This is a genomic window from Haloarcula sp. KBTZ06 (genome assembly GCF_048595605.1).
Classification (GTDB): Archaea; Halobacteriota; Halobacteria; order Halobacteriales; family Haloarculaceae; genus Haloarcula; species Haloarcula hispanica.
Window position 1 is genome coordinate 1,901,129 of sequence record NZ_CP184337.1, and the last position, 20,565, is coordinate 1,921,693.

Consider the following 20,565-nt stretch of genomic DNA (forward strand, 5'->3'; position numbering starts at 1 on the left):
CGCTACACAGTTTCGCCAGGGTGCGGACGGTCGCAGACAACGGACGGCGAGCCGAGAACGGATGGCTAGCGAGGACTACGACCCACCGTGTCCCGTCGGATCGATTTTCGGGTCGGTGCCGTCGATACCGCTCTCGATATCCGAGAGGTCAGTCGTGTCAGTCGGTGACGGCGAGGGTTCGTCGGCGGTCGTGATGTCCAGGTCCGGCGTTGTCCCAGTCTCGTCGAAGCGGTCGTCCACGTCGACGGGTTCGCCACCGAGTCTGGCCTCCGTCCGCGAGAGTCGCTGTTCCACGGCATCCAGTTCCGCTTCAAGGTGGTCGGTGGCGTCCGGATAACAATCCCTGGCGTCCGCCAGCGCGGTTTCGAACGCCGCCCGGGCCGTCTTGTACTCCTTTAACGCGGCGTCGGGCTGGCTGGCGTCGGCGTACCAGTCCCCTGCCTCCATCGCGTCCGTCGCGACCGTCCGCCGCGCGGCGACGAGGTTCTCCGCGACTGTTCCCAGTCGGTCCCGGACCTTCTCGGGGTCGCCAGCGAACCGCCGCTCGTCCGCGCCCCAGTCGAGTTCGAGAACGTCTCGGTAGGCTTCGAGCGCCTCGGCCCAGTGATCGGCGGCGACAGCGGGGTCTTCCGCCGCGACGGCCTCGTTGTCGGCCGCGACCGCAGTGCGCAACGGCGACTGTTCGAGGTCCTCGATGACGGTGTCGAGCCGGTCCCGCTCGGCACGGATGTCGGCAAGTTCGGGGACGACCGCCGTCGGGAGCGAAAAGATCTCGTCGTACTCCGCCCGCGCCGCCTCGTAGGCGTCGTACGCCGCCTCGAAATCGTTCCCCCGCCAGTGCTTCTCACCGGTGTCGACCGCCCTTCGGGCACGGCTGCGGCGGACTTCCGCGAGTGTCGCGACGTGGCGCTCCCGTACCGTCGCGACACGCCTTTCGAGCGCATTCGCGTCTCCGGGCGGCCCGAATTCGGTGGCCGTCTCGCCGGCCGCGTCGAGTCGGTCCCCGGCTTCCAGCACCGACTCCAGTGCCTGCTCGTGGTCCCCTCGGTCGCGCTGTTCGGTCGCAGTCACGAGGATCCGCTTGACCTCGTCCAGGATGTTCTCGACGCGGACCCACGCCTGTGACGCGTGCGAGAGATACGCCGTCAGGTCCACGAGTCCCTGCTTGCCACAGTGGACCTGCCACTCCGTGTCGCCACATCGCCGAAACGTGATCCGGCCGTGTCCGAGCGACCGGTCACCCGAAATCTGGTCGATATCGACGTGTGGGATGGCGAACCGCGTGTCGCCGTCGTCGTCGCCCACCAGCAACAGGAACCGCTTGTCAGTCACGATCCCGATCATCCGGTAGTTACTTCCTGGTCGCACCGTCTCGCCGGACTCCGACGTGCCGATTTCGATGCCGTGCTTGCGACTGGTGAGGGCGAACTGCGCCGTCTCGTCGTCGTCGACGGCTCCCAGTGCTGGCCCATCGTGGAGATATCCGGCCGAGAGGAGTCCGCCCGAACCGGTGCCGGTGAGAACGTCGGGCGGATCTCCCTCGAAATTATCTAAGTTGATAATTTTTCCCATTACCGGGTAGAATAGGCCTTAGGACTTGATATTCACTTATCTATTCTGATATCGCCGTGGTAAATTAATCTGGTTTGGATGCATATCGTGCTGCTGTTCCTCGGTCACGGCAGCCCTGTCGACTACGCCGTGACTCCCTACCGTGCGTCAGCCGGCAGACGGCTGTCTGACTTGGCTTTAGGTATCATGTCTCCGTACTTGGCCACATGCCACGTACCCGTCTCAGCGGGGGTTCGTCTCAGGAGCGACAGGGTGGTGGTCTCTCGACCGACGCGACCCGTCTCGGAATCGACACTGACGTATTCGAACTGCTCTCGACCGATCGTGGTCACGAAATGGCACAGTCTGAGCCCAGAATCGAACGGTGGCTGAACTGCTGGCGGAACCCCTAGTTGGTCTCGACGAGACGCGCCGCGATCCGCTGTGCGCCGATGGTCGGCGCGACGTCCGGTTCGTCGGCGGCGATGACTTCGATGTCGCGGTTCAGCTCCGCACTGAGTCGCTCCTCGAACTCGTCGACGATGCCGGGGATACAGGCCATGCCGCCGGTGATGGCGATCGGCCGGTCCAGTGCTAGCTGGTACACCTTCATGTAGTCGTTCGCCAGCTCCGGCAAGAACGTGTTCGCCAGTTCGTCGACAGCATCGTCGAGGTACTCGTTGACCGCGTCCATCACCGAGCGCTCGATGGTGAACTCGTGTGAGCCGCCGCCGGGCTGCTGGATGATGTCCGTGAACGGCTCGAAATCGACGAAGTCGGCGTGTTCCTCCTTATATTCGCGGGCAGTCTGATTGTCGATGTTGACCCGGCCCTGGGTCTCCTCCTCGACGTAGTTGGCGATCATCCGGTCGACCTCGTTCCCGGTCACCGCACCCGTCGTGAACGGAGAGAGCTGTTCACCGCGGCGGTACGCGGAGGCTTCGAGGTTCGTCGACCCCATGTTGACGGCGACGAAGATCTCGTCGATGGCTTCCAGGTCGTCACCGAAGGCCGGAATGGAGCCACACAGCGACTCCGGATAGCTCTCGACGAGTTCCAGCCCGATAGAGGAGTTCTCGATGACGTTCTGCAGGTTCTCCAGCCCGGTCGGGTTGTCGATAGTCGGGATGGCGTACACGACGCCGCTGTTTGCCGGAATGTCGTGCTCCTCGATGATCGCCTCGAAGAACGTCTTGGTCATCTCGGCTCGGTCGGCGTCCTCGGGGAGTCCCGACCGAAGCATGTACTCGACGCGGTCCGGATACTCGCGGGCCGCTTCCTCGCCGTAGAGGATCTTCTCTTCGCCGGTCAGGGCGTCCTCGTACGTCGCCATGCACGTCAGTGTCTTGATGATTCGGTTCTCCGTGCCGTGTTCGCCCGGCAGGGCAATGACGGTCCGGGTGCTCCCGAGTTTGACCCCGACCGGAACAGCGGCAGCGCCGTCCGACGACACACCGGCGTCCGATTCGGACCCGGTGCCGTCGTCCGCATCCTCGTCACTCATATACGGTCGTCCTTGTCGACCGCCCGATATATATCCTCTCCCTAGTATTCAGGACTGATAGCTGTCCTCTCAGGTGGCTGATACTGAAACCCCTTCGGTAGCGGGGATTCGAAGGAAAAAGCTGGTGCTGAAAACGAGAGTTACGTCATCGCAGTGAGCTTCGCGACGTAGACGAGACTCAGCATGTGGTCGTCGACGCTCAGTTCGTTGTCGTCGTTCGTCGCCGACTCGTCGATGCCGAGCAGATAGTCCGAGAGGTCGTCCTGTACGTCCTCGGTGATCCAGTCGATAGAGCGGTAGTAATCGAGCGCTTCGTCGGCCCCCTGATACCCGGAGTGCATCAGCAGGAACTCCAGCCACTCGAAGACCACGAACTCCGCGGCGTAGGTCTCGGGCAATGTTTCGAGATAGGGCTTCTCGTTGGCGTCGCCGCCGAGGAACGGCAGCAGTTCACGGTACAGCCCGGAGCGGAACGAACTCCCCGCAAGCACCTCTTCGTCGGAGTCGTCAAGCCCCATGTCGAGGCCCGTCGGGTCCGGGACGTCTTCGTCGCTCATCCCGTTCCCCCGCTGACGAGCCATCTTCCGTAACTCGTCGAGGTCGTAATCGCGCGGGTTGATGGTCATGATACTGACCCTTCAATCTACACAATCATAAATCTTGCACACCGTCAGACGGCCGTCATGCACACGCTCGCGGGTGTTTCTGTCTCGTCCGCGTTCCGTCCCCCAGTTGCGACGTTGATAATCGGGACCACATTTTTATAGTGGCTCGGAGTCGACCTGTGGATACTTGGATGATGAACCGGCAATCAGAAACCGGTCCAGCCCGCTTCTGTGTGACCAACGCGAAAGGCGGGACCGGAAAGACGACAGTTGCTATCAACGTAGCCGGTGCACTGAACGACCGCGGCCGGGACGTCCTCTTTATCGACCTCGATCCCCAGGGCAACGCCACGGAAGGCGTGGGCCTCGTCGAGGCGTACGACGCCGACCCGCCGACGCTGTTCGACGCACTGACTGGCGACCCATCGGCGCTGGGTGAGCTTATCTGCGAAGGCGAGGAGATGGACGTGATCCCCTCCAGCATCGATATGCTCCAGGCCGAGCACGAACTGACCATCGCCGACCTCATCGCCCGGGTCAACACCCAGGGCGGGGATATCGATCAGGCCGCGCTGGCCTCGTTCGCGATCAACATCACGCCGGAGATGGTCACGGGGTCACACGCGCTCGACACGCTCGACCGGGCGCTGTCGACGCTCGATGCCGAGTACGACTACGTTATCATCGACTGCCCGCCGTTCTACGGGAAGCTGACTGACACCGGCATGTACGCCGCACAGAACGTCCTCATTCCCGCATTGACTGAAGCCACCTCCGAGCGGGCCATCGAACTGCTGATGGACCAGATGGCCGCGATGGAGCGCCAGACCGACGCGTCGATCAACACACTCGGCGTCGTCGCCAATCGGGTCGAGACCACGTCCGAGGACGAGACGATGCTCGAATGGTTCAACATGGCGTTCCCGGACAGTCCCGTCTGGGAGGTCCGCAAACGGGTGGCGCTTCAGCGGGCGTTCAGTGCCGGCCAGTCTATCTTCGCGACCGAGGAATCGTGTGACATGGCGGCTGTCTTCGAGGACATCGCCGCTGAACTCGACGAGCAGTTCGGCTTTACCGACACAGAGGTACCAGCATGAGTGACGACGAACGTATGGACAGGGCGGAGCGCATCCGGCAGATGCGCGAGGGGAACAAGGCAGAAACTACCGACGACACTGAGGAGACAAACGACGCCTCCGCGGACGGCTCCGGTGAGCAGCCCACCGACGAGGGCGAAACCGAGGAGACAGCAACCGAGGTAGCCACCACGGACTCAGCGGCCGCCAGCGATGACGCGGCTGACGAAACGGCTACTGCCGATGAACAGGCCACCGACGATGGCGGTAGCGATACTGGCTCCGACGGCGCAACGACTGATCAGAGCGACACTGACGCGATGGCCGCCGCACAGCGAGCGGCAGAGGCCTCCGCCCAGGTAACTCCCGAGAACGTCGCCGCCGGTGGTGCCGACCAGCCGACGGACGACCTGTCGGCGTCGGCCAGCCCGATGCAGGGACCGACCGGCGTTGAGTTGCCGGACCAGGAACTCATCGAGGAGGCGATGGCGTCGGACAACACCGCCACGACCGAGGGTGGCGCTCGCGCCGCGGCTATCGACGACGACGCGACCCAGACAGAAGAACTGGTCCGGGTACTCGAGTTCGCGCTCGGTGACGAGTACTACTGTCTCGATATCGACTACGTCGAGGAGATCGTCAAGCGCGAAACGGTCACCCGCGTTCCCAACACCGAAGACTACGTCGAGGGCGTCGTCGACCTCCGCGGGCAGATTACGACGATTCTCAACCCCAAGGAGATGATGGACATCGACAGCGATGGGACCGAGAATCTCATCGTCGTCTTCGACGCAGGTGTGTTCGAGGAACAGGGCGCGATGGGCTGGATCGTCGACGAGGTCCGACAGGTCGTCCCCGTCGCCGAATCTGAAGTGAACACCGCCCCAGTCGACGGCGAGTACATCAACGGCGTCGTCGACCGCGACGGCGAAGACGAGTTCGTCATCTGGATCGAACCCGACGACGTGCTCGGGAACGCGACCGCGGACGGCGAGGACTGACGCGCCGATCTACGGTTTTTGCGGTACTTTATTCGGGTTTCGTGTCCCTCGCATCGAGGTCCAACTCCTCGCTGACGAGATCGACCGCGTTCTGGACGGCTCCAACTGTTCCCAGATAGCCCGCGCCGACAGTCGTCTTGAGCGCCAGCGCGGCCCGCCCGGTGAGGATAGAGGGGCCGACCTTCGCCACGGCGTCGTCGCCGACCGAAACGAGCCACCCTGGGACATTGAACTGGTACTGGGTCAGTCGGGGCTGGAACTCGCCGGAACCGCCCTGTTGCCGCTCGACGAGCGTCCCGATGTTGTCCGCGGCCACACGGGCCTCGCGGATGGCAGCCGCCGCACTCGCCGGCACGGCCTCGCCGTCGCTGTCGACGACTCGGGCGGCGTCGCCGACGGCGAACGTCGACTCGCCGAGTCGGAGGTCCGCCCGGACGACGGGGCGGTCGGCGTCGAGTGCCGGCGACCCCTCGATACCGCCGGTCCAGACGAACTGGTCCATCGCCAGGTCCGAGCCGTCTTCGAGCGCGATGGTGTCAGCATCGGCCCCAGCCACGCCCGTTCCGGTCTTGACTGTCACACCAGCGTCGACCAGCGCGTCGTGGACCGCCGACTGGAACGACGCCGGGAACGACGGTGCGACGGCGTCTTCCTGTTCGAGCAGGAGGACCTCGCTGTCGCTGTCCGAGGCCATTTCGGCCAGTTCGCCGGCTACCTGCACGCCAGACAGGCCAGCGCCGCCGACGACCACCCGGTCGCCGTCACCGAGTTCGAGGAACCGCTCGCGGATATCGTGGGCGTCGGCAAGGCGCTTCAGCGGCGTCGCGTGCTCGCGTACGCCCGGAAGATCGTAGAAGGCCGTTCGCGCACCGAGACATACCGCACCCACGTCGTAGGACAGCGTCTCAGCACCGTCCAGCGTCGCCGTCCCTTCGTCGGGCGATACGTCCGTGACCGTTGCCTGTCGGACCTCGCAGTCGAGGACGGCGTCGAGGTCGACAGTGATCTCGTCGGCCAGCGACGGCCGGCGGACGACCCGGTGGAGTTCGTGCTGGACGAGGTGTTCGGGCTCCTCGTCGACGACGACCAGCGAGACGCTATCGGGGAGAGTCTGTTCGAGCTTTCTGGCGAGCGTGAGCCCGGCGTATCCGGCTCCGAGAACGGCGACGCGCATTGTGTTCTCCGGTTAGGACGGCGTCGGGTTAACCCTGTGCTCGGGAGCGACGATTCGATCAGTGCCGGTTCAGAACAGCGCCTTGTCTTCGTCGAGAATCTGTGCGGGGCCGCCAACATCCCAGACGCGGGTGTCGACGCCGCAGTCGGCGACCGTCTCTTCGACGCGGCCGACGTACTCCTCAGTCGTATTGATGTAGACGCTCGCGCCGGTGTCGACGGAAAAGTACACCGGCACGTCCTCGGTGTTCCGGAGCTCCCGGACGGCGTTGAAAATCTCGATGGTGCGAGGCTGCCAGTACACCCAGCCGGCGGGACCGGTCATCGTCGCGGCGGCCAGCGACAGCGAGTCCTTCTCGGCGAGGTCGAAGACGGCGTCGAAGTCGCCGTCGTACAGCGCGTCGCGCATATCCGAGATCTGGCCGTGGATGTGGGCCATCCGCGACTCGAACATGTGGCTCTCGGCAGCCTCCTTGTGGGCTTCCTCGGTTTCCTTGTAAGATGGGACCATCCCGGCGACGATCCGCAGGTCGTCTTCGAGGTCCGTCTCGATGCGCTCGCTCCGACAGTCCTTGTCGTTCATGCCGGTTCGGAGGTGAGAGAACGCGCCCGTCACCGCGCGGGCGGCCGAGGAGGAGCCGCGGCGCGCGACCGTCGATATCTCGGGTCGCGTCATGTCAAGGCCCGCCGCCTCGACCAGCGCCATCGCGGCGGCGGCAAAGCCCGACGAGGAGGAGCCAAAGCCGATGTTCGTCGGGAAGTTGTTCGCCGACTCGAAGCGGACGCCGTGGTCGATGCCCGCCAGATCGCGGACGTGATCCACGACGGCGTCGATGCGCTCGGCACCGCGGCCAGTGACCTCCTCGCCGTCGATGACGTACACGTCTTCCTCGCGGTCCGGGTCGAAGGCGGCCGTCGTCTTCGAGTGGCTCGGCGCGGTACAGACGGAGATGCTGTCGTGGTACGGCAGTCGCAGTTCCTCGTCGCGCATCCCGTGGTACTTGACCAGCCCCTGAATCGGATGTGCCTTCGCGGTCGCTTTCATACCTCACCCTTCCGGGCCGGTCACTTTGCTATTGCGAACCGCCGTCGCCGGAACGGCGTTGGCTCTCCGGGGACTCCCTGCCGAGCAGAAATCCTGAAGCGTCAGTACTCGGGGTTCTCTTCGCGGACGCCTTCGCGCTTGTTCACGAGGCGGGCGAGCGTGAACAGGGCGTCAGAGAGGCGGTTCAGGTAGATGATCGCCGTCTCGTTGACGCCTGCCTCCTCGGCAGCAAAGGAGACGCAGCGGCGCTCGGCGCGCCGACAGACCGCACGGGCGTGGTGGAGCTTCGCCCCGGGTTCGGACCCGGAGGGGAGGATGAACGATTCGAGCGGGTCAAGCTCCGAATCGGCCTCGTCGATGAGGTCTTCGAGCGTCTCGACGTGGGACTCCTGTATCCGCGGGTCGTCCTCGTCGGGGTCGGGGTTGGCGAAGTCGGCCTGGACGATGTGGAGGTGGTTCTGGATGACACGGAGCTTCTCGTCGATGTCGTCGTGGCCGGTCGGCCGCACGACCCCGACTAGCGCGTTCACCTCGTCGACGGTGCCGTACGCCTCGATACGGCGGCTGTCCTTCGACACCCGCTCCATGTTCCGGAGATCAGTCTGGCCCTGGTCGCCGCGGCCGGTGTAGATAGTCATAGCTGGATCTGGCACTGCCAGCGTCTTATAGCCGTGGGCGAATCGTTGGGGCGCGCGGGCGGCCGAGCCCCGTGGCGACTGTGAACCGCTAGCTCCGTGTTCAGAGCCGGCGGCGGACCTCTGAGAGCGCAGCCGGTGAGATATCCAGTTCGGCAAACAGCGCCTCGCGCTCGGCGTCGTCCCCGTGGCCAGCGACGAAGCCGTTGAGCCGGGCGGCGACCGTCGAATCGACGAACGCATCGCCGTAGATATCTTCAAGTTCATCGGCGACCACTGGCGTCGAGCGGAGTTCGTACTTCTGGTGGTAGTCTTCCGCCAGGTAGAACTGGTCGAGGGTTTCGATGGCCGTCTCGACTGACCTACCCGTTCGCGATTCGAGTTCCTCGCGCGTCCGCTTGGCGGTTTCACGCTGCTGATCGTTATGAGCCAGCACCACGCCGCGGTACTGGCGTTTCCGAGGGGCGGAAAACGGCGTATGGTTCGCCCAGAACACGGCAAGCAGGTCCTCGTAGCGCACCGCCTCGGGGTCGTACTCGACCTGGACGACCTCGGTGTGGTCGCCCAGCGAGTAGTAACTGGGGTCCAGGTCGGTGCCGCCGGCGTAGCCGACTCGTGTCCTGACCACGCCCGGTGTCGCGCCGAAGCGGGCGTCTGGCCCCCAGAAACAGCCCATGCCGAACGTCGCCGTCTCGGTCGCCGACGGCGGCAGCGATTCAGCGTCGACGGCCAGTTCGGTCGGATGAGTCGGCTCGTACGCACTCGGAATCATACTGGGATACAGGGGTTCGAGCGGTTTGCCCCCTTCGACGCCCCGAGTGGAACCGGGAAATTCAACTGTACCCCCGCGGAAACAACTGGATATGGGCCTCGAACTCGAACACTACTGTCCTGAATGCGAAGAGTACCGCGACTTCTGGAAGGTCGCGAGCACGACGATGCACCTGGGGACCAAGATCAAGTGGCACTGCCCGGAGTGTGACTACGGGTTCGTCCGCATCGACGGCGAAGTCGACACCGGCCAGGCGGCATAGCTCTCCGGAGCGGTATAGAGACCTCTTAGCAGCCGTTTTACACCGTCCCTGAGAGGTATCCATTACCGATGAGTCTCGACCCGGACGGTGCGGGAAACGCGACCGCCGAGCGAACGCAGGCCCCGCACGACCTGTCGATGACCGTGGTTGAGTACACCGGCGAACCGGACCGCTGTACCGTGTCACCGCGGGGGCTCTCCGGCATTGCCAAGCTATCGACGTGGATTACCGTGGACAAGGACATCGTCGTCAACCTGGATGCGATGCGGTGACCGAGAGTTTTTACCGGGGAACCACGGACCTAGAACCGATGAGTATCGAGGTCCTACTGGTAGACGAGGACGTAGACGTTCTGGACATCGTCGGGACGTTTCTGGGACAGGAAGACGAGTTCGAGATCACGACGGAAGCCGACCCAGAGGCGGCACTGGACCTGGCAACTGACGGCGATTTCGACGCCGTCGTCAGTGACTACAAGATGCCCCGGCTCGACGGGATGGAGCTATGTGCCGCGCTCCGGGAGAACGACGTCGACATCCCGTTCCTGCTGTTTACGGCCCGCGAGTACGACGACGTCGCAGATGCTGCCGCGGAACATGGCGTCACTGCCGTGGTTCAGAAGGGGACGGGCACGGAGCAGTACAGCGTGCTCGCCGACCGGATCCGCGACGCCATCTAAGTATCCAACCGAGGCAGCTCTAGCGTGACGACTGTCCCGCCGTCCCGACCGCTAGCGAAGTCGACGGTGCCGCCGTAGGTTTCGGTCACCCAAACGACCAGCCACAGGCCGAGGCCGGTCCCGTGACGGAGTTGTGTAATCGGTTCGTCGCCGGTCACGACGTCGAGTTCGTGCTGTGGAATCCCCGGGCCGTCGTCGGCGACAGTGATTGAGACGGTTCGCTGGTCGGCCGTCACGTCGACGCTAATCGACGGGTCGTCGCCGGCATGTTCGAGGCTGTTTTCGAGGAGTTCACCGAGGATTCGATGGAGCCGCCCATCACCCGCCGTAACCGACACATCCGGGAGGTCTGTTTTGATTTCACCGGCATACTCGTCGTGATACGAGGATACGGTATCCGTAACGGTTGCGGGCACGTTGACCGGGGCCGCGCCGTACTGGTCGCGGCGAACGGAACGCTCCATGTCGCGCGCCCGCTCACTCAGCGACGCCATCTCCTCCGCCTTTCGCTGAAGTCTGTGGAGAATGGCTCGCTGGTCCTCGTCGTCGATTCGCTCGTCCAGCGCGTCAGCCATCCCGAGGACGACAGTCAGGTCGTTCCGGAGGTTGTGCCGAAGGACGCGGTTGAGCAGTTTCAGCCGGCGTTCGCGCTCGCGCTGCTCAGTGATGTCGGTGTAGATACCGAACCCGCGGACGCTGTCGCCGTCCCGGCTGTACGGCACGCCCCGGAAGAGGAAGTCACGGAACCCCGTCTCGGTCATCAGTCGGAGTTCGGTCTGGAAGGGGTCGCCGTTCGCCCGTCGGTCGTCGAACTGGGGCAGTTCGTCGTGTGCAGTGTCCGGTGGTCGGAGGAGGTCGGAGAGTGGGCTGTCGACGGCTGTGTCCTCGCCGTACCCGAACACGGCGGAGAACGCGGGGTTGACCGACCTGACGACCGACTCGTCCGCGACCGTCTCCGTTTCGATGACGGCGTCTGGGAGCGTGTTGAACAGGTACGAGAACCGGTCACGCTCGTCTTTCAGCTCTGCCCGCGCCTGCTTGAGTTCGGTCAGGTCCCGGACGACGCCGACAGTGCCGCGGAACTGGTCCGCGTCGAGCAGCGAGACCTCGATTTCGGCCGGACGCGTCCCTCCGCTGGCCGTTTCCAGCGCCGCTTCGAGCTGGACCGCCCCGGTTCCGCCCGCGCGGCAGAGGTCGCCGATACGACAGGCGAACTCGTCGATAGTGTCCTGGTCGAGAACAACGCGCGGATGCTGGCCCAGAAGCGTCGCCCGCTCGTAGCCGAGCCACTCCGCGAGCGGTTCGGTGACCAGCTGGAACCGACCCTCGTCGTCGAGGACGTACATCATGTCACGGACGTTCTCGAACACTGACTCGTACCGTAACAGGCTTCGCTCACGCTCGACGCGGTCGAACGCGGCGGCTGCATTGGACGCGAGAATCTTGCCGACGGAGACGTCCGACTCGGTGAACTCGTGGCCCTGTCGCGCACCGATGCTCACGACTCCGTGGTCCCCCATCGGGAGGTACATCACCGCTGTCAGCACGTCGGAGTCGTAGTTGTCGATCCGCTCGAACTCGTCAACGATCAGCGGCTCGTCGCGCTGGAACGCGTCGCCGGGGAACCCTTCGTCGGCGTCGTACACCGGTCGTTCCGGGACCTTGTCGCTGGCTGCGACCGGTCGGAGTGTGTCCGCCTCCTCGTCGTACAGCCTGACGAGCGAGTGGTCGAACCCGAGATCCGACTCAGTCGCCTCGATGACTGTTTCGGCGACCTCCTGGGGTGTCTTGGCCTGCATGAGCGACCGAGTCGTATCAAGCAGTCCGGACAGCGCCTCGTCGCGCCGTTTCTGTTCCGTGATATCCCGGATGACGCCCGCGGTCCCGGCGAATCGCTCGTCGTCGTCGTACAGCAGCGTCATGTGGTCCTGGGCGGGGAACGAGTTCCCCGACGCCTGCTGGATCTCCAGCTCGAACGATTCCTCGTCGTCGCGGTCCCCGAATATCATCTCCTGAACGATTGATTCGGCGCGCTCGACGACGGCGTCGTTCTTGATGAACCCGGTGTAGGCGCCGAGCAGCTCCGACTCGGAGTAGCCAGTGAGGTCGGTCATTGCTTGGTTGACGAACTCGAAATACCCCTCTGAGTCGAGCGCATAGACGCCGTCGTCGACCGCTTCGATGATGTTCTCGTATCGTTCGAGTTCGTCCTCGCGGCGGCGGCGTTCGAGTTCGCGGTTCATCCATTCGGTCAGCAGTTCGAGAAACGCCTGCTCCGAGTCCGAAAACGGCTCCGGACGCGGGTCGCTGTCGGCGAAACACAGCGTCCCGTAGGTCGTCCCGTTGACGCTGAGTTCGCTCCCGATATAGCAGGACATCCCGGTTTTCTGGGCGATTGGTGGACCGCCCGCCACGTCGGTAGCGTCGGCGACCTCGTACATCTCGCCGGTCTCGATGACCCGATCACAGTAGGTCTCTTCGACCGGGGTCGTGGTCCCGGGCTCGAAGCGGGGGTGATCGCCGACCATTACCGCGACCTCGTGTGTCCCGTCCGCGATCCGGTTCAGAAAGCCAAGTGACACGCCGAGCCGCTGGCATCCGATTTCGAGGACTCGTTCGACCGTTTCGGTCTCCGTGAGCCCGTCTTCCGTTGCGAGCTGTGCTAGCTTCCGAAGCGCCGCGTTGTTCGTCTGTAGCTCGTGCTTGCGCTCGATGGGATCGGCTGGACTGTCGGCGTTCGTGTCGGTCCCTGTCAGGATGTCGCCGACCCGTGTCGCCAGGTCCACGTCGCTCCGCGGGACGTACTCAGTGACGGCCAACTGCGTCGCACGGGCGGCGACCTCGCCGTCCGGTTCGGCCGTACAGAGAACGACCGGGAGGGCGTCGTATTGCTCGCGTATCGCCGCCAGCACGTCCAGACCAGTGTCGTCCCCCGGGAGCTCTTGCTCGCAGATGACGGCGTCGTAATCGCGGTCGGCCAGTTCCGACAGCGCGTCTGCCGCGCTGGTGACTAGTGTGGCTGGGGCCGGTGTGTCAGGTGTGGCTGTGTCCGCGTCATCGTCGGTAGAACCTACGTACAACAGGTGCGGCGTCTCGGACATAGCGTTGCGTTGTAACTGCTATACAACGGGGTGGCATATACGCTCGGGCGGGAGTATCAATTGTCGAAACGAGCAGCTACGTGTCGTCAAGCGCCTGCCAGGAGAGCCGCGGGTTTCGGGCCGCAGTCGCCTGGTCGATGCGTTTCGCCGCCGGCCGCGACGGTGCTTCGGCCAGCTCAGCGTCGGAGTCGCCGGCTACGGCGTTGAACGCGGCCGCGAGCTGGTCCAGCGAGCGTTTGGTTTCGCTCTCCGTGGGCTCGGTCATCAGCGCCTCGTCGACGATTTCGGGCCACTTCGTCGTCGGCGGATGGACGCCGTAATCGAGCATCCGCTTGGCCGCGTCGGCGGCGTCCTGCTCGCCGGCGCTGGCGACGAACTCGTGGTGGAACGGGCCGAAGGGCACCTCGTACTCGATCTGCTCGGCGAGGTAGTTCGCGTTCAGCACGGCCTTCGCGCTGGCGTCCCGGAGTCCCTCGTCGCCCAGTCTGGCGATGTAGGCGAAGGTCTTGAGCAGTACCGGCCAGTTACCGTAGAAGCCGTGGACCTTCCCGATCGTGTTGTCCGGCTCGTAGTGTTCGTAGTTGCCGCCGCGCTCTCTGACGTGTGGGTCCGGGAGGAACTGGGCCAGTTCCTCGCGGACGCCGACCGGGCCGGCCCCGGGGCCGCCGCCGCCGTGGGGCGTCGCGAACGTCTTGTGGACGTTGTAGTGCATCACGTCGAAGCCCATGTCGCCGGGGCGAGCGCGCCCGAGCAGGGCGTTGAGGTTCGCGCCGTCGTAGTACAGCAGGCCGCCGGCGTCGTGGACGATGTCGGCGATGTGCTCGATGTCGCGCTCGAACAGCCCCAGCGTGTTGGGGTTCGTGAGCATCAGCGCGGCGGTGTCGTCGCCGACAGCCGCCTCCAGCGCTTCGATGTCGACCCGGCCGTCGTCGCCGCTCGGGAGCTCGACGACCTCGTAGCCGGCCATCGCCGCCGTCGCGAAGTTCGTGCCGTGGGCCGAGTCCGGGATGACGACCTCCGTGCGCTCGTCGTCGTTATGCTGGTGGTAGGCTTTCGCTATCTGTATCCCGGTGAACTCGCCAGCCGCGCCGGCCGGGGGCTGTAGCGTCACCGCGTCCATCCCGCCGATGCGGCCGAGGTAATCCTGCAGGCGGTGACACAGCGCCAGCGTCCCCTGCACCGTCGAATCGGGCCGGTCCGGGTGGATGGCGGCGTCCGCCCGTGCAGCCACGTCCTCGGTGAAGGAGGGGTTGTACTTCATCGTACACGAGCCGAGCGGGAACGGCCCGCTCTCGACGCCGTAGTTCATCTGCGAGAGGCGCGTATAGTGCCGGGCCAGTTCAGGCTCGGCCGGGTCCGGCAGGGAGAGCGAGTCCCGCGTCAGGTCGTCGGGCAGCGGCGAGTCTTCGGTGTCGACCGTCTCGCTGGCTTTCTCCGAGAGCAGCGGCTCGTACCGGTCGTCGCTGTCGTCGGTCCAGCGCGCCTGGTCGTATTTCACGCGAGACACCCCCGTGTCGAGCGTGACGCTCGTGGGACGCGGTTTGTCTCACGGTGTTTCGCCGAGTAGCGCGAGGCGAGTGTCACTTCGCCACCTCCCGGAACGCCGCCACGAACTCGTCTGTGGCGTCAGCAGTGGTCTCGGTCGCACACACCTGCACTAAGTGGTCGTCGACCGCGTGGACCGCGAAGCCCTCGCTCGCGAGGTCGGCCACGATTGCGCTGGCCGGCTGGTCCGTGCGGGCGAGGAACTCCCGGAAGTGGTGGCGGCCGTGAATCGGGGCTTTCACGCCGACGATGTCGTCGAGGCGGTCAGATAGGTCACGAGCGCGGGTCACACAGTCCTCGGCGAGGTCGACCAGTCCGTCCGGGCCGAGCCACGCGGCGTGCATCGCAGTCCGAAGCGCGACCCACGCCTGATTCGTACAGATGTTGGAGGTGGCCCGCTCCTTGCGGATGTGTTGCTCCCGCGTCTGGAGCGTCAGCGTGTACGCGCGGCGGTCGGCGGCGTCTTCGCTGGCCCCGACCAGCCGACCGGGGACCTGCCGCAGATACTCCTCGCGGGTGACGAACATTCCGAGGCCGAATCCGTAGGCGGTCCCGGTCCCCAGCGACGCGGCGTCGCCGACGACTACGTCGGCTCCGACATCGGCCGGGCGCTCCAGCAGGGACAGCGCGATGGGGTCCGAGCCGAGACAGAACAGCGCCTCGTGGTCGTGGGCCAGGTCGCCGACAACCCCGAGCCGTTCCTCGATAACGCCCCGGACCGTCGGCGACTCGGCGTACACCATCGCGGTGTCGTCGCCTATCTGGTCGGCCAGCGCCGCCACGTCGACGACGCCGTCGGTCATCGGGTATGACTCGACCGTGAGGGCCGGTCCTTCGGCGTAGTTCGACAGAACGGTGCGTTTGCCCTCCCGGAGGTGCTCGGGAACCAGAATCCGGTCGCCCGAGACCGAACGGACGCGCTGGGAGAGCGTCGCCGCCTCGCCCAGCGCCGTCGCGTCGTCGTACATCGAGCAGTTGGCGACGCCCAGTCCCGTGAGTTCGACCAGCATCGACTGGAACTCGAACAACGCTTGGAGAAAGCCCTGTGCGACCTCTGGCTGGTACTGCGTGTAGGAGGTCAGGAACTCCGAGCGGCCGGCGAGGTCGTCAACGACGCTCGGGACGTAGTGGTCGTAGTGGCCGCGGCCGAGAAACTCGGTGAGGTCGGCGTTGCGGCCCAGGAGGCCGGCGACTTCCCGGCGCGCCGCCCGCTCGCTCCGGGCGTCGATACCGAACTCGCCGTCGAAGGCGACGGACTCGGGAACGTCGAACAGCGATTCGAGGTCGTCGGCCCCGACTGCATCGAGCATCGCCGCGGTCTCTGCGGCCGTCTGCGGTGCGTACGGACTGCCTGTTGCGTGTGAGTCACTATCGCTCATTGGAGAACCACCCAGTAGCGCCGGGGTGACATGATATCGACAGCTAGCGACCGTGCCCACATTAGGTTACTCCTTTCACCCCCGCAGGGACCGCTGCCACCGAGGGTTACTCGATCTGGTCGCGGTACGCGTCGGGTGAAAGCAGGTCGTCGCTCTCGTCGGCTATCTCGACCTCAAGCATCCACCCGTCACCGAACGGGTCCTCGTTCAGCAGTTCCGGCTCGTCGCGGAGCCGGTCGTTGACTGCTGTGACGGTGCCGGAGACGGGGGCGTACACGTCGGACACGGCCTTGATAGACTCCACTACGCCGAAGTCCTCGCCCGCGGTCAGCTCCGCCCCTGCCTCGGGCAGTTCGACGAACACCACGTCGCCGAGTTCGTCCTGTGCGAACGCCGTGATGCCGACCTCGGCGGTGTCGCCGGAGACGCGTACCCATTCGTGTGACTCCAGATATCGCAGGTCGTCGGGAACGTCGAAGCTCATCTATCGAGGAATGGTGTGCTCCTGGTACGTGCTTTCTTCGGTTCGCCGCGGACGACGACGCGGACAGTCTCGCCCGGTTGGGCGTACGCCGTCGGGACGTAGGCGAGGGCAATCGGCGCTCCCAGCGTCGGACTCATCGTACCGCTGGTGATGTGACCGATCGGCTCTCCGTCCGGCGTCGTCACGTCGTACCCGTGACGCGGGACGCCGCGGTCGATGAGTTCGATGCCGATGAGCTTCTCTTCGGGACCGTCAGCGGCGACGCCCTCCAGTGCGTCCCGACCGACGAACTCCGTATCTAGTTTGACGGTCCAGCCGATACCGGCCTCGTAAGGCGTCCTGGGCTCGTCGACCGGGTGGAACTCCTGCCCGGAGAGCAGAAAACCCATCTCCAACCGGAGGGTGTCGCGCGCGCCGAGCCCGCAGGGCTGGCACTCAAGCGCGCCCCAGACCGCCTCGGCATCGTCGGGCGGACAGAGGATTTCGAAGCCGCGTTCGCCCGTGTATCCCGTCCGAGCGATCAACGAGTCGACACCGGCGACAGCCCCGTCAGCCACCTCGAACCGCGACAGGGCAGCGAGCGAGACATCTGTCTCGGCTGCCAGCAGGTCCGGCGCGTCAGGCCCCTGGACGGCGATCATCGCGTACTCCTCGGTCCGGTTCGTCACCGTCGCGTCGATCCCCCGCTCGTCCCGCTCAGAGAGCCACCGTTCGGTCATTTCCCCGTCGTGCCCGGCGTTCGGGATGAACAGGAACTCGTCGGCCGCGCCTTCGGGCAATCGGTAGACGACGGTGTCGTCCAGCATAATTCCGTCCTCGTCTGTGATGGCCCCGTACTGGGCCTCGCCCGGGTCCAGCACGGTCACGTCGTTGGTGGTCAGCCGCTGTGTCAGCGTCGCCGCGGCCGGCCCGGACACGGTTATCTGTCCCATGTGTGAAACGTCGAACTTCCCGGCTTCGCTCCGGACAGCCTCATGTTCCGTGCGGATCGACTCGAACTCGACCGGCATCTCCCACCCGCCGAAATCGGTGAACGAAGCGTCGGATCGCTGGTGAACCGCAGAGAGCGGTGGTGCCCGCAGTGTCATACGCGGACCTCTCGTACCGCGTGGTCTTACCGTTTGGCCCTTGACCGCCTGTGGCCTCGCGATAAACCATATGTGGCGATATCAAATCCCGGATTGCGGTATAGTAGCCATTGAAAATCAATGCACACCTGATCGCACGACGGCAGTGCGATCAGTGTTAAATCGTTTCAATTGTTACTATAGATGGAGCGACAGAACCGGGACGGAAAATAAGCAGTCGTCTTCCTTACTCGCTTCGCGCCTGCGGAAACACGATCTTGACTGGTGTTCCGCCGTCGTCGTGGTCCTCGTCCATCGTCACGGACCCGCCGAGTCGTCGGGCAAGCCACATGACTGCCCACAGTCCGAGCCCACGGCTGTGTGCCACTGGCCCTTCCGTCTCCGAAGCCAGGACATTGCGCTCCATCTCGGGTATCGCGGAGCCATCGGTATCGACGCTGACTGTCACCTGTCCCGACGGTGTCTCTTCGGCCGTAAGTTCGACAGTTGGGTCGGCCAGGTCACTGTATTCCAGAGCGTTCTCGAGGAGAATCTCCAGTATCAGGTCGATAGCCATCCTGTCACCCGAAACCTCCGCGTCAGTGGGTGCGATTTCAATGGTGACTCTGGGGTGCTGTTCTGTGAGGTCATCTTGGACATCATTGAAGACCTGCCGGAGGTGGACTGTCCCGCTTCGGAGGTCTCGATCAATGACACGGTCGAACGACCGTGCCCGCTCGGCCAGTGAGTCGAGTTCTTTCGAGGCGTTTTCGATTCTATCGATATGTCCCTTAGTGGCATCAACGGGGAGCTCAGACGAGGTGAGTTCTTCCTTGAGGAGCCTCGAATTGCCCCGTATCACGGTCAGCTTGTTTCGGATATTGTGTCGGAGGATCCGACTCATGACCATTAGCCGCTGCTCTCGCTCCTTGTCCTTCGTGATGTCGCGGACGATGCCTCGCAGTTTCGGTGTCCCGTCCCGGACAGTTTTTTCCGCACGGAGTCGGAACCAGCGCTCGGTTTCGTCCGCGGTCTGGCGGCGTGCCTCTATCTCCATCGGTTCGCCGGTTTCACAACAGGTCTTGATCGCGTCGCGAACGACCGCTCTATCGTCGGGGTGGTACTGCTCGATAGCCTCCTCAAGCGTCGGATTGTACTCTGGCGTCCCGTAGAGGCGTTTCATCCCGGTAGTTCCCTCTATCATACCCGTCTCCAGATCGAGTTCCCACCCGCCAACGTCGGCCAGGGTTTCGGTCCCGACCAGCCACTCTAGTTGCTCCCCCCTCTGTTTTAATCCCGTTACGTCGTCCAGACCAACGACGACGCGCTCAACAGTCCCGTCCTCACCCAGTATCGGCGCGGCATTGCTCGAAAGCCACCGCTCGCTCCCGTCGGCAAGTTCTATCCAGTGCTCGAACCCGAACACCGGTTCACCCGAGTCAAGCACCTGCGTGACTGGGTGTTCCGAATTGGGGATCGGTGTCCCGTCTTCGTAGTATATGTTCCACTCCGGTTGGGTGTATCGTCTCTGAGTGATTTTCTCGCGTTCGAGACCGAGCAGTTCCTCGGCGCGCTCGTTAGCTAGCGAGATTCTGCCAGATCGTTCTACGGCGACGATGCCAACCGGACTGACCTCAAACACACGCTCAATGAGGGCTTGCTTTTCTTCCCGCCGCTTACGCTGCGTGATATCTTCTGCCAGCCATAGCACGCGCCCCACGTTATCACCGCCGACCGGCGTGACACGAGCCTCGAAATATCGCTCTCCGTGGTCAAGCGATAGCTGGTACTCGATATCCTGCTGTTCACCCGTTTGTAAAACGTCCTCGATAATCGCGTGGAACTGGTCGGCCTGTGCTGTAGAGAAAATATCCCAGAGATCCGCTCCTAGCAGTGTTTCCGGATCTTTGAAAAACAATGCCCCGTTGTGGGCGTTGTGAATGACATCGACAAAGGTGCCGTCGGCGTCTATGACCAGAGCCGGATCGGAAATTATCTCACAGAGCCCGTTTAGTACGTCTTGGTCGTGAAGATGTCCTTCACTCATAGTCAAGTCCCACGCATTGTTGCTGGCTGACTGTGGACGGTGGTGCGTCCATAGTGTGAGGGGGGAATCATCCTAAGCTTTGTGTCGCACCATTCTATATAGCAGAAAAAGGTTTACCGACCGAAGCGGCACGCATAAGCGGGCCGGGCAGGGAAAGAGGCGCATGGAGCTGTTTCGTCGGATATTCGGGGAGAAAGACTCGCAACAGCGCGTTGGACTGTTCGTCGACGGGCCGAACGTGCTCAGGTCTGAGTTCGATGTCGACCTCGACGAGGTCCGGGACATTGCAGTCGACTACGGGCCGCTGGCGTTGACTCGCCTCTACGTCGACCAGAACGCCTCGCCGGGGCTGATTCAGGCCGCCGAGGCCCGGGGCTTCGAGGTCCGGACCACCAGCGGTGACGTTGATGTGCGACTCGCCGTTGACGCGACAGACGCCGTCGCCTCGGGACAGATCGACGTCTTGGTCGTCGCCTCGCGGGACACGGATTTCAAGCCGGCGCTGGAAGTGGCCGCACGGGAAGGGGTCAAAACGGTCGCCATCGCGCCGGGAGAGTATGGCCGCTCCGACGCGTTACGCAACGCGGCCGAAGACGCAGTGACGCTCTGAGGGCCGAACTCCGTGACGCCAACTGTTTT

General features: G+C 64.2%; 20 protein-coding genes. 7 read left to right on the forward strand and 13 right to left on the reverse strand.

The window, feature by feature from the left end; translation table 11 throughout:
* Positions 1-75 precede the first annotated feature (75 nt).
* Entirely contained in the window at positions 76-1,572 is a 1,497-nt protein-coding gene (locus tag ACNO8S_RS09885) for a hypothetical protein (protein ID WP_420181855.1), read from the reverse strand.
* Between the two features lie 206 nt (positions 1,573-1,778).
* On the opposite strand from ACNO8S_RS09885, the gene ACNO8S_RS09890 reads away from it, so the two are divergent.
* Positions 1,779-1,964, forward strand: a complete 186-nt coding sequence (locus ACNO8S_RS09890; RefSeq protein WP_008311620.1) for a hypothetical protein — start codon at positions 1,779-1,781, stop codon at positions 1,962-1,964.
* Here ACNO8S_RS09890 and ACNO8S_RS09895 read toward each other — a convergent pair.
* A complete protein-coding gene (locus ACNO8S_RS09895; protein ID WP_008311619.1) occupies positions 1,961-3,055 on the reverse strand; it encodes a rod shape-determining protein in 1,095 nt (364 codons plus the stop codon). The genes ACNO8S_RS09890 and ACNO8S_RS09895 overlap by 4 nt on opposite strands.
* Before the next feature lie 140 nt (positions 3,056-3,195).
* Positions 3,196-3,681, reverse strand: a complete 486-nt coding sequence (locus ACNO8S_RS09900; protein WP_014040806.1) for a FlaD/FlaE family flagellar protein — start codon at positions 3,679-3,681, stop codon at positions 3,196-3,198.
* A gap of 170 nt (positions 3,682-3,851) precedes the next feature.
* Here ACNO8S_RS09900 and ACNO8S_RS09905 point away from each other — a divergent pair, with 170 nt between their 5' ends.
* Together ACNO8S_RS09905 and ACNO8S_RS09910 are read left to right on the forward strand one after the other, a co-directional pair.
* A complete protein-coding gene (locus tag ACNO8S_RS09905) occupies positions 3,852-4,757 on the forward strand; it encodes a ParA family protein (RefSeq protein WP_014040807.1) in 906 nt (301 codons plus the stop codon).
* Positions 4,754-5,737, forward strand: a complete 984-nt coding sequence (locus tag ACNO8S_RS09910; protein WP_191450684.1) for a chemotaxis protein CheW — start codon at positions 4,754-4,756, stop codon at positions 5,735-5,737. Before ACNO8S_RS09905 ends, ACNO8S_RS09910 begins: the two co-directional genes overlap by 4 nt.
* A gap of 28 nt (positions 5,738-5,765) precedes the next feature.
* On the opposite strand, the gene ACNO8S_RS09915 is transcribed toward ACNO8S_RS09910, so the two are convergent.
* The 4 genes from ACNO8S_RS09915 to msrA form a co-directional block, all read right to left on the reverse strand.
* Complete coding sequence (locus ACNO8S_RS09915) at positions 5,766-6,911, reverse strand: NAD(P)/FAD-dependent oxidoreductase (protein ID WP_420181856.1); 1,146 nt, start codon at positions 6,909-6,911, stop codon at positions 5,766-5,768.
* 69 nt (positions 6,912-6,980) lie between these two features.
* Positions 6,981-7,955 (reverse strand): phosphomevalonate decarboxylase MvaD, encoded by a 975-nt coding sequence (gene mvaD / locus ACNO8S_RS09920; RefSeq protein WP_008311607.1) that lies wholly within the window; start codon positions 7,953-7,955, stop codon positions 6,981-6,983.
* Between the two features lie 101 nt (positions 7,956-8,056).
* Positions 8,057-8,593, reverse strand: coding sequence for a cob(I)yrinic acid a,c-diamide adenosyltransferase (locus tag ACNO8S_RS09925; protein ID WP_420181857.1), 537 nt, complete (start codon positions 8,591-8,593; stop codon positions 8,057-8,059).
* Positions 8,594-8,693: 100 nt separating this feature from the next.
* Positions 8,694-9,362, reverse strand: a complete 669-nt coding sequence (gene msrA, locus ACNO8S_RS09930; protein WP_014040812.1) for a peptide-methionine (S)-S-oxide reductase MsrA — start codon at positions 9,360-9,362, stop codon at positions 8,694-8,696.
* 91 nt (positions 9,363-9,453) lie between these two features.
* Between msrA and ACNO8S_RS09935 the strand changes: the two genes are divergently transcribed.
* The 3 genes from ACNO8S_RS09935 to ACNO8S_RS09945 all read left to right on the forward strand — a co-directional run bounded on the left by ACNO8S_RS09935 (position 9,454) and on the right by ACNO8S_RS09945 (position 10,303).
* The gene (locus tag ACNO8S_RS09935; RefSeq protein ID WP_004591646.1) at positions 9,454-9,624 is read left to right on the forward strand and encodes a hypothetical protein; all 171 of its coding nucleotides are present in this window, start codon (positions 9,454-9,456) and stop codon (positions 9,622-9,624) included.
* 68 nt (positions 9,625-9,692) lie between these two features.
* A complete protein-coding gene (locus ACNO8S_RS09940) occupies positions 9,693-9,896 on the forward strand; it encodes a DUF7511 domain-containing protein (protein ID WP_014040813.1) in 204 nt (67 codons plus the stop codon).
* 38 nt (positions 9,897-9,934) lie between these two features.
* Complete coding sequence (locus ACNO8S_RS09945) at positions 9,935-10,303, forward strand: response regulator (protein ID WP_014040814.1); 369 nt, start codon at positions 9,935-9,937, stop codon at positions 10,301-10,303.
* Here the strand turns inward: ACNO8S_RS09945 and ACNO8S_RS09950 are convergent.
* The 6 genes from ACNO8S_RS09950 to ACNO8S_RS09975 form a co-directional block, all read right to left on the reverse strand.
* Positions 10,300-13,404: a PAS domain S-box protein gene (locus tag ACNO8S_RS09950; protein WP_420181858.1), complete on the reverse strand. Its 3,105-nt coding sequence runs from the start codon at positions 13,402-13,404 to the stop codon at positions 10,300-10,302. The genes ACNO8S_RS09945 and ACNO8S_RS09950 overlap by 4 nt on opposite strands.
* Positions 13,405-13,480: 76 nt before the next feature.
* Complete coding sequence (gcvPB, locus tag ACNO8S_RS09955; protein ID WP_420181859.1) at positions 13,481-14,902, reverse strand: aminomethyl-transferring glycine dehydrogenase subunit GcvPB; 1,422 nt, start codon at positions 14,900-14,902, stop codon at positions 13,481-13,483.
* 82 nt (positions 14,903-14,984) lie between these two features.
* The gene (gene gcvPA, locus ACNO8S_RS09960) at positions 14,985-16,328 is read right to left on the reverse strand and encodes an aminomethyl-transferring glycine dehydrogenase subunit GcvPA (protein ID WP_050036783.1); all 1,344 of its coding nucleotides are present in this window, start codon (positions 16,326-16,328) and stop codon (positions 14,985-14,987) included.
* 106 nt (positions 16,329-16,434) lie between these two features.
* On the reverse strand, positions 16,435-16,812 hold the full coding sequence (gene gcvH / locus ACNO8S_RS09965; RefSeq protein WP_014040818.1) for a glycine cleavage system protein GcvH: 378 nt from the start codon (positions 16,810-16,812) through the stop codon (positions 16,435-16,437).
* Positions 16,809-17,900: a glycine cleavage system aminomethyltransferase GcvT gene (gcvT, locus tag ACNO8S_RS09970; protein ID WP_151145710.1), complete on the reverse strand. Its 1,092-nt coding sequence runs from the start codon at positions 17,898-17,900 to the stop codon at positions 16,809-16,811. Before gcvT ends, gcvH begins: the two co-directional genes overlap by 4 nt.
* A 226-nt stretch (positions 17,901-18,126) precedes the next feature.
* Positions 18,127-19,926: a PAS domain-containing sensor histidine kinase gene (locus ACNO8S_RS09975; protein ID WP_151103583.1), complete on the reverse strand. Its 1,800-nt coding sequence runs from the start codon at positions 19,924-19,926 to the stop codon at positions 18,127-18,129.
* Positions 19,927-20,089: 163 nt separating this feature from the next.
* Here ACNO8S_RS09975 and ACNO8S_RS09980 point away from each other — a divergent pair, with 163 nt between their 5' ends.
* On the forward strand, positions 20,090-20,536 hold the full coding sequence (locus ACNO8S_RS09980; protein ID WP_014040821.1) for an NYN domain-containing protein: 447 nt from the start codon (positions 20,090-20,092) through the stop codon (positions 20,534-20,536).
* Positions 20,537-20,565 lie beyond the last annotated feature (29 nt).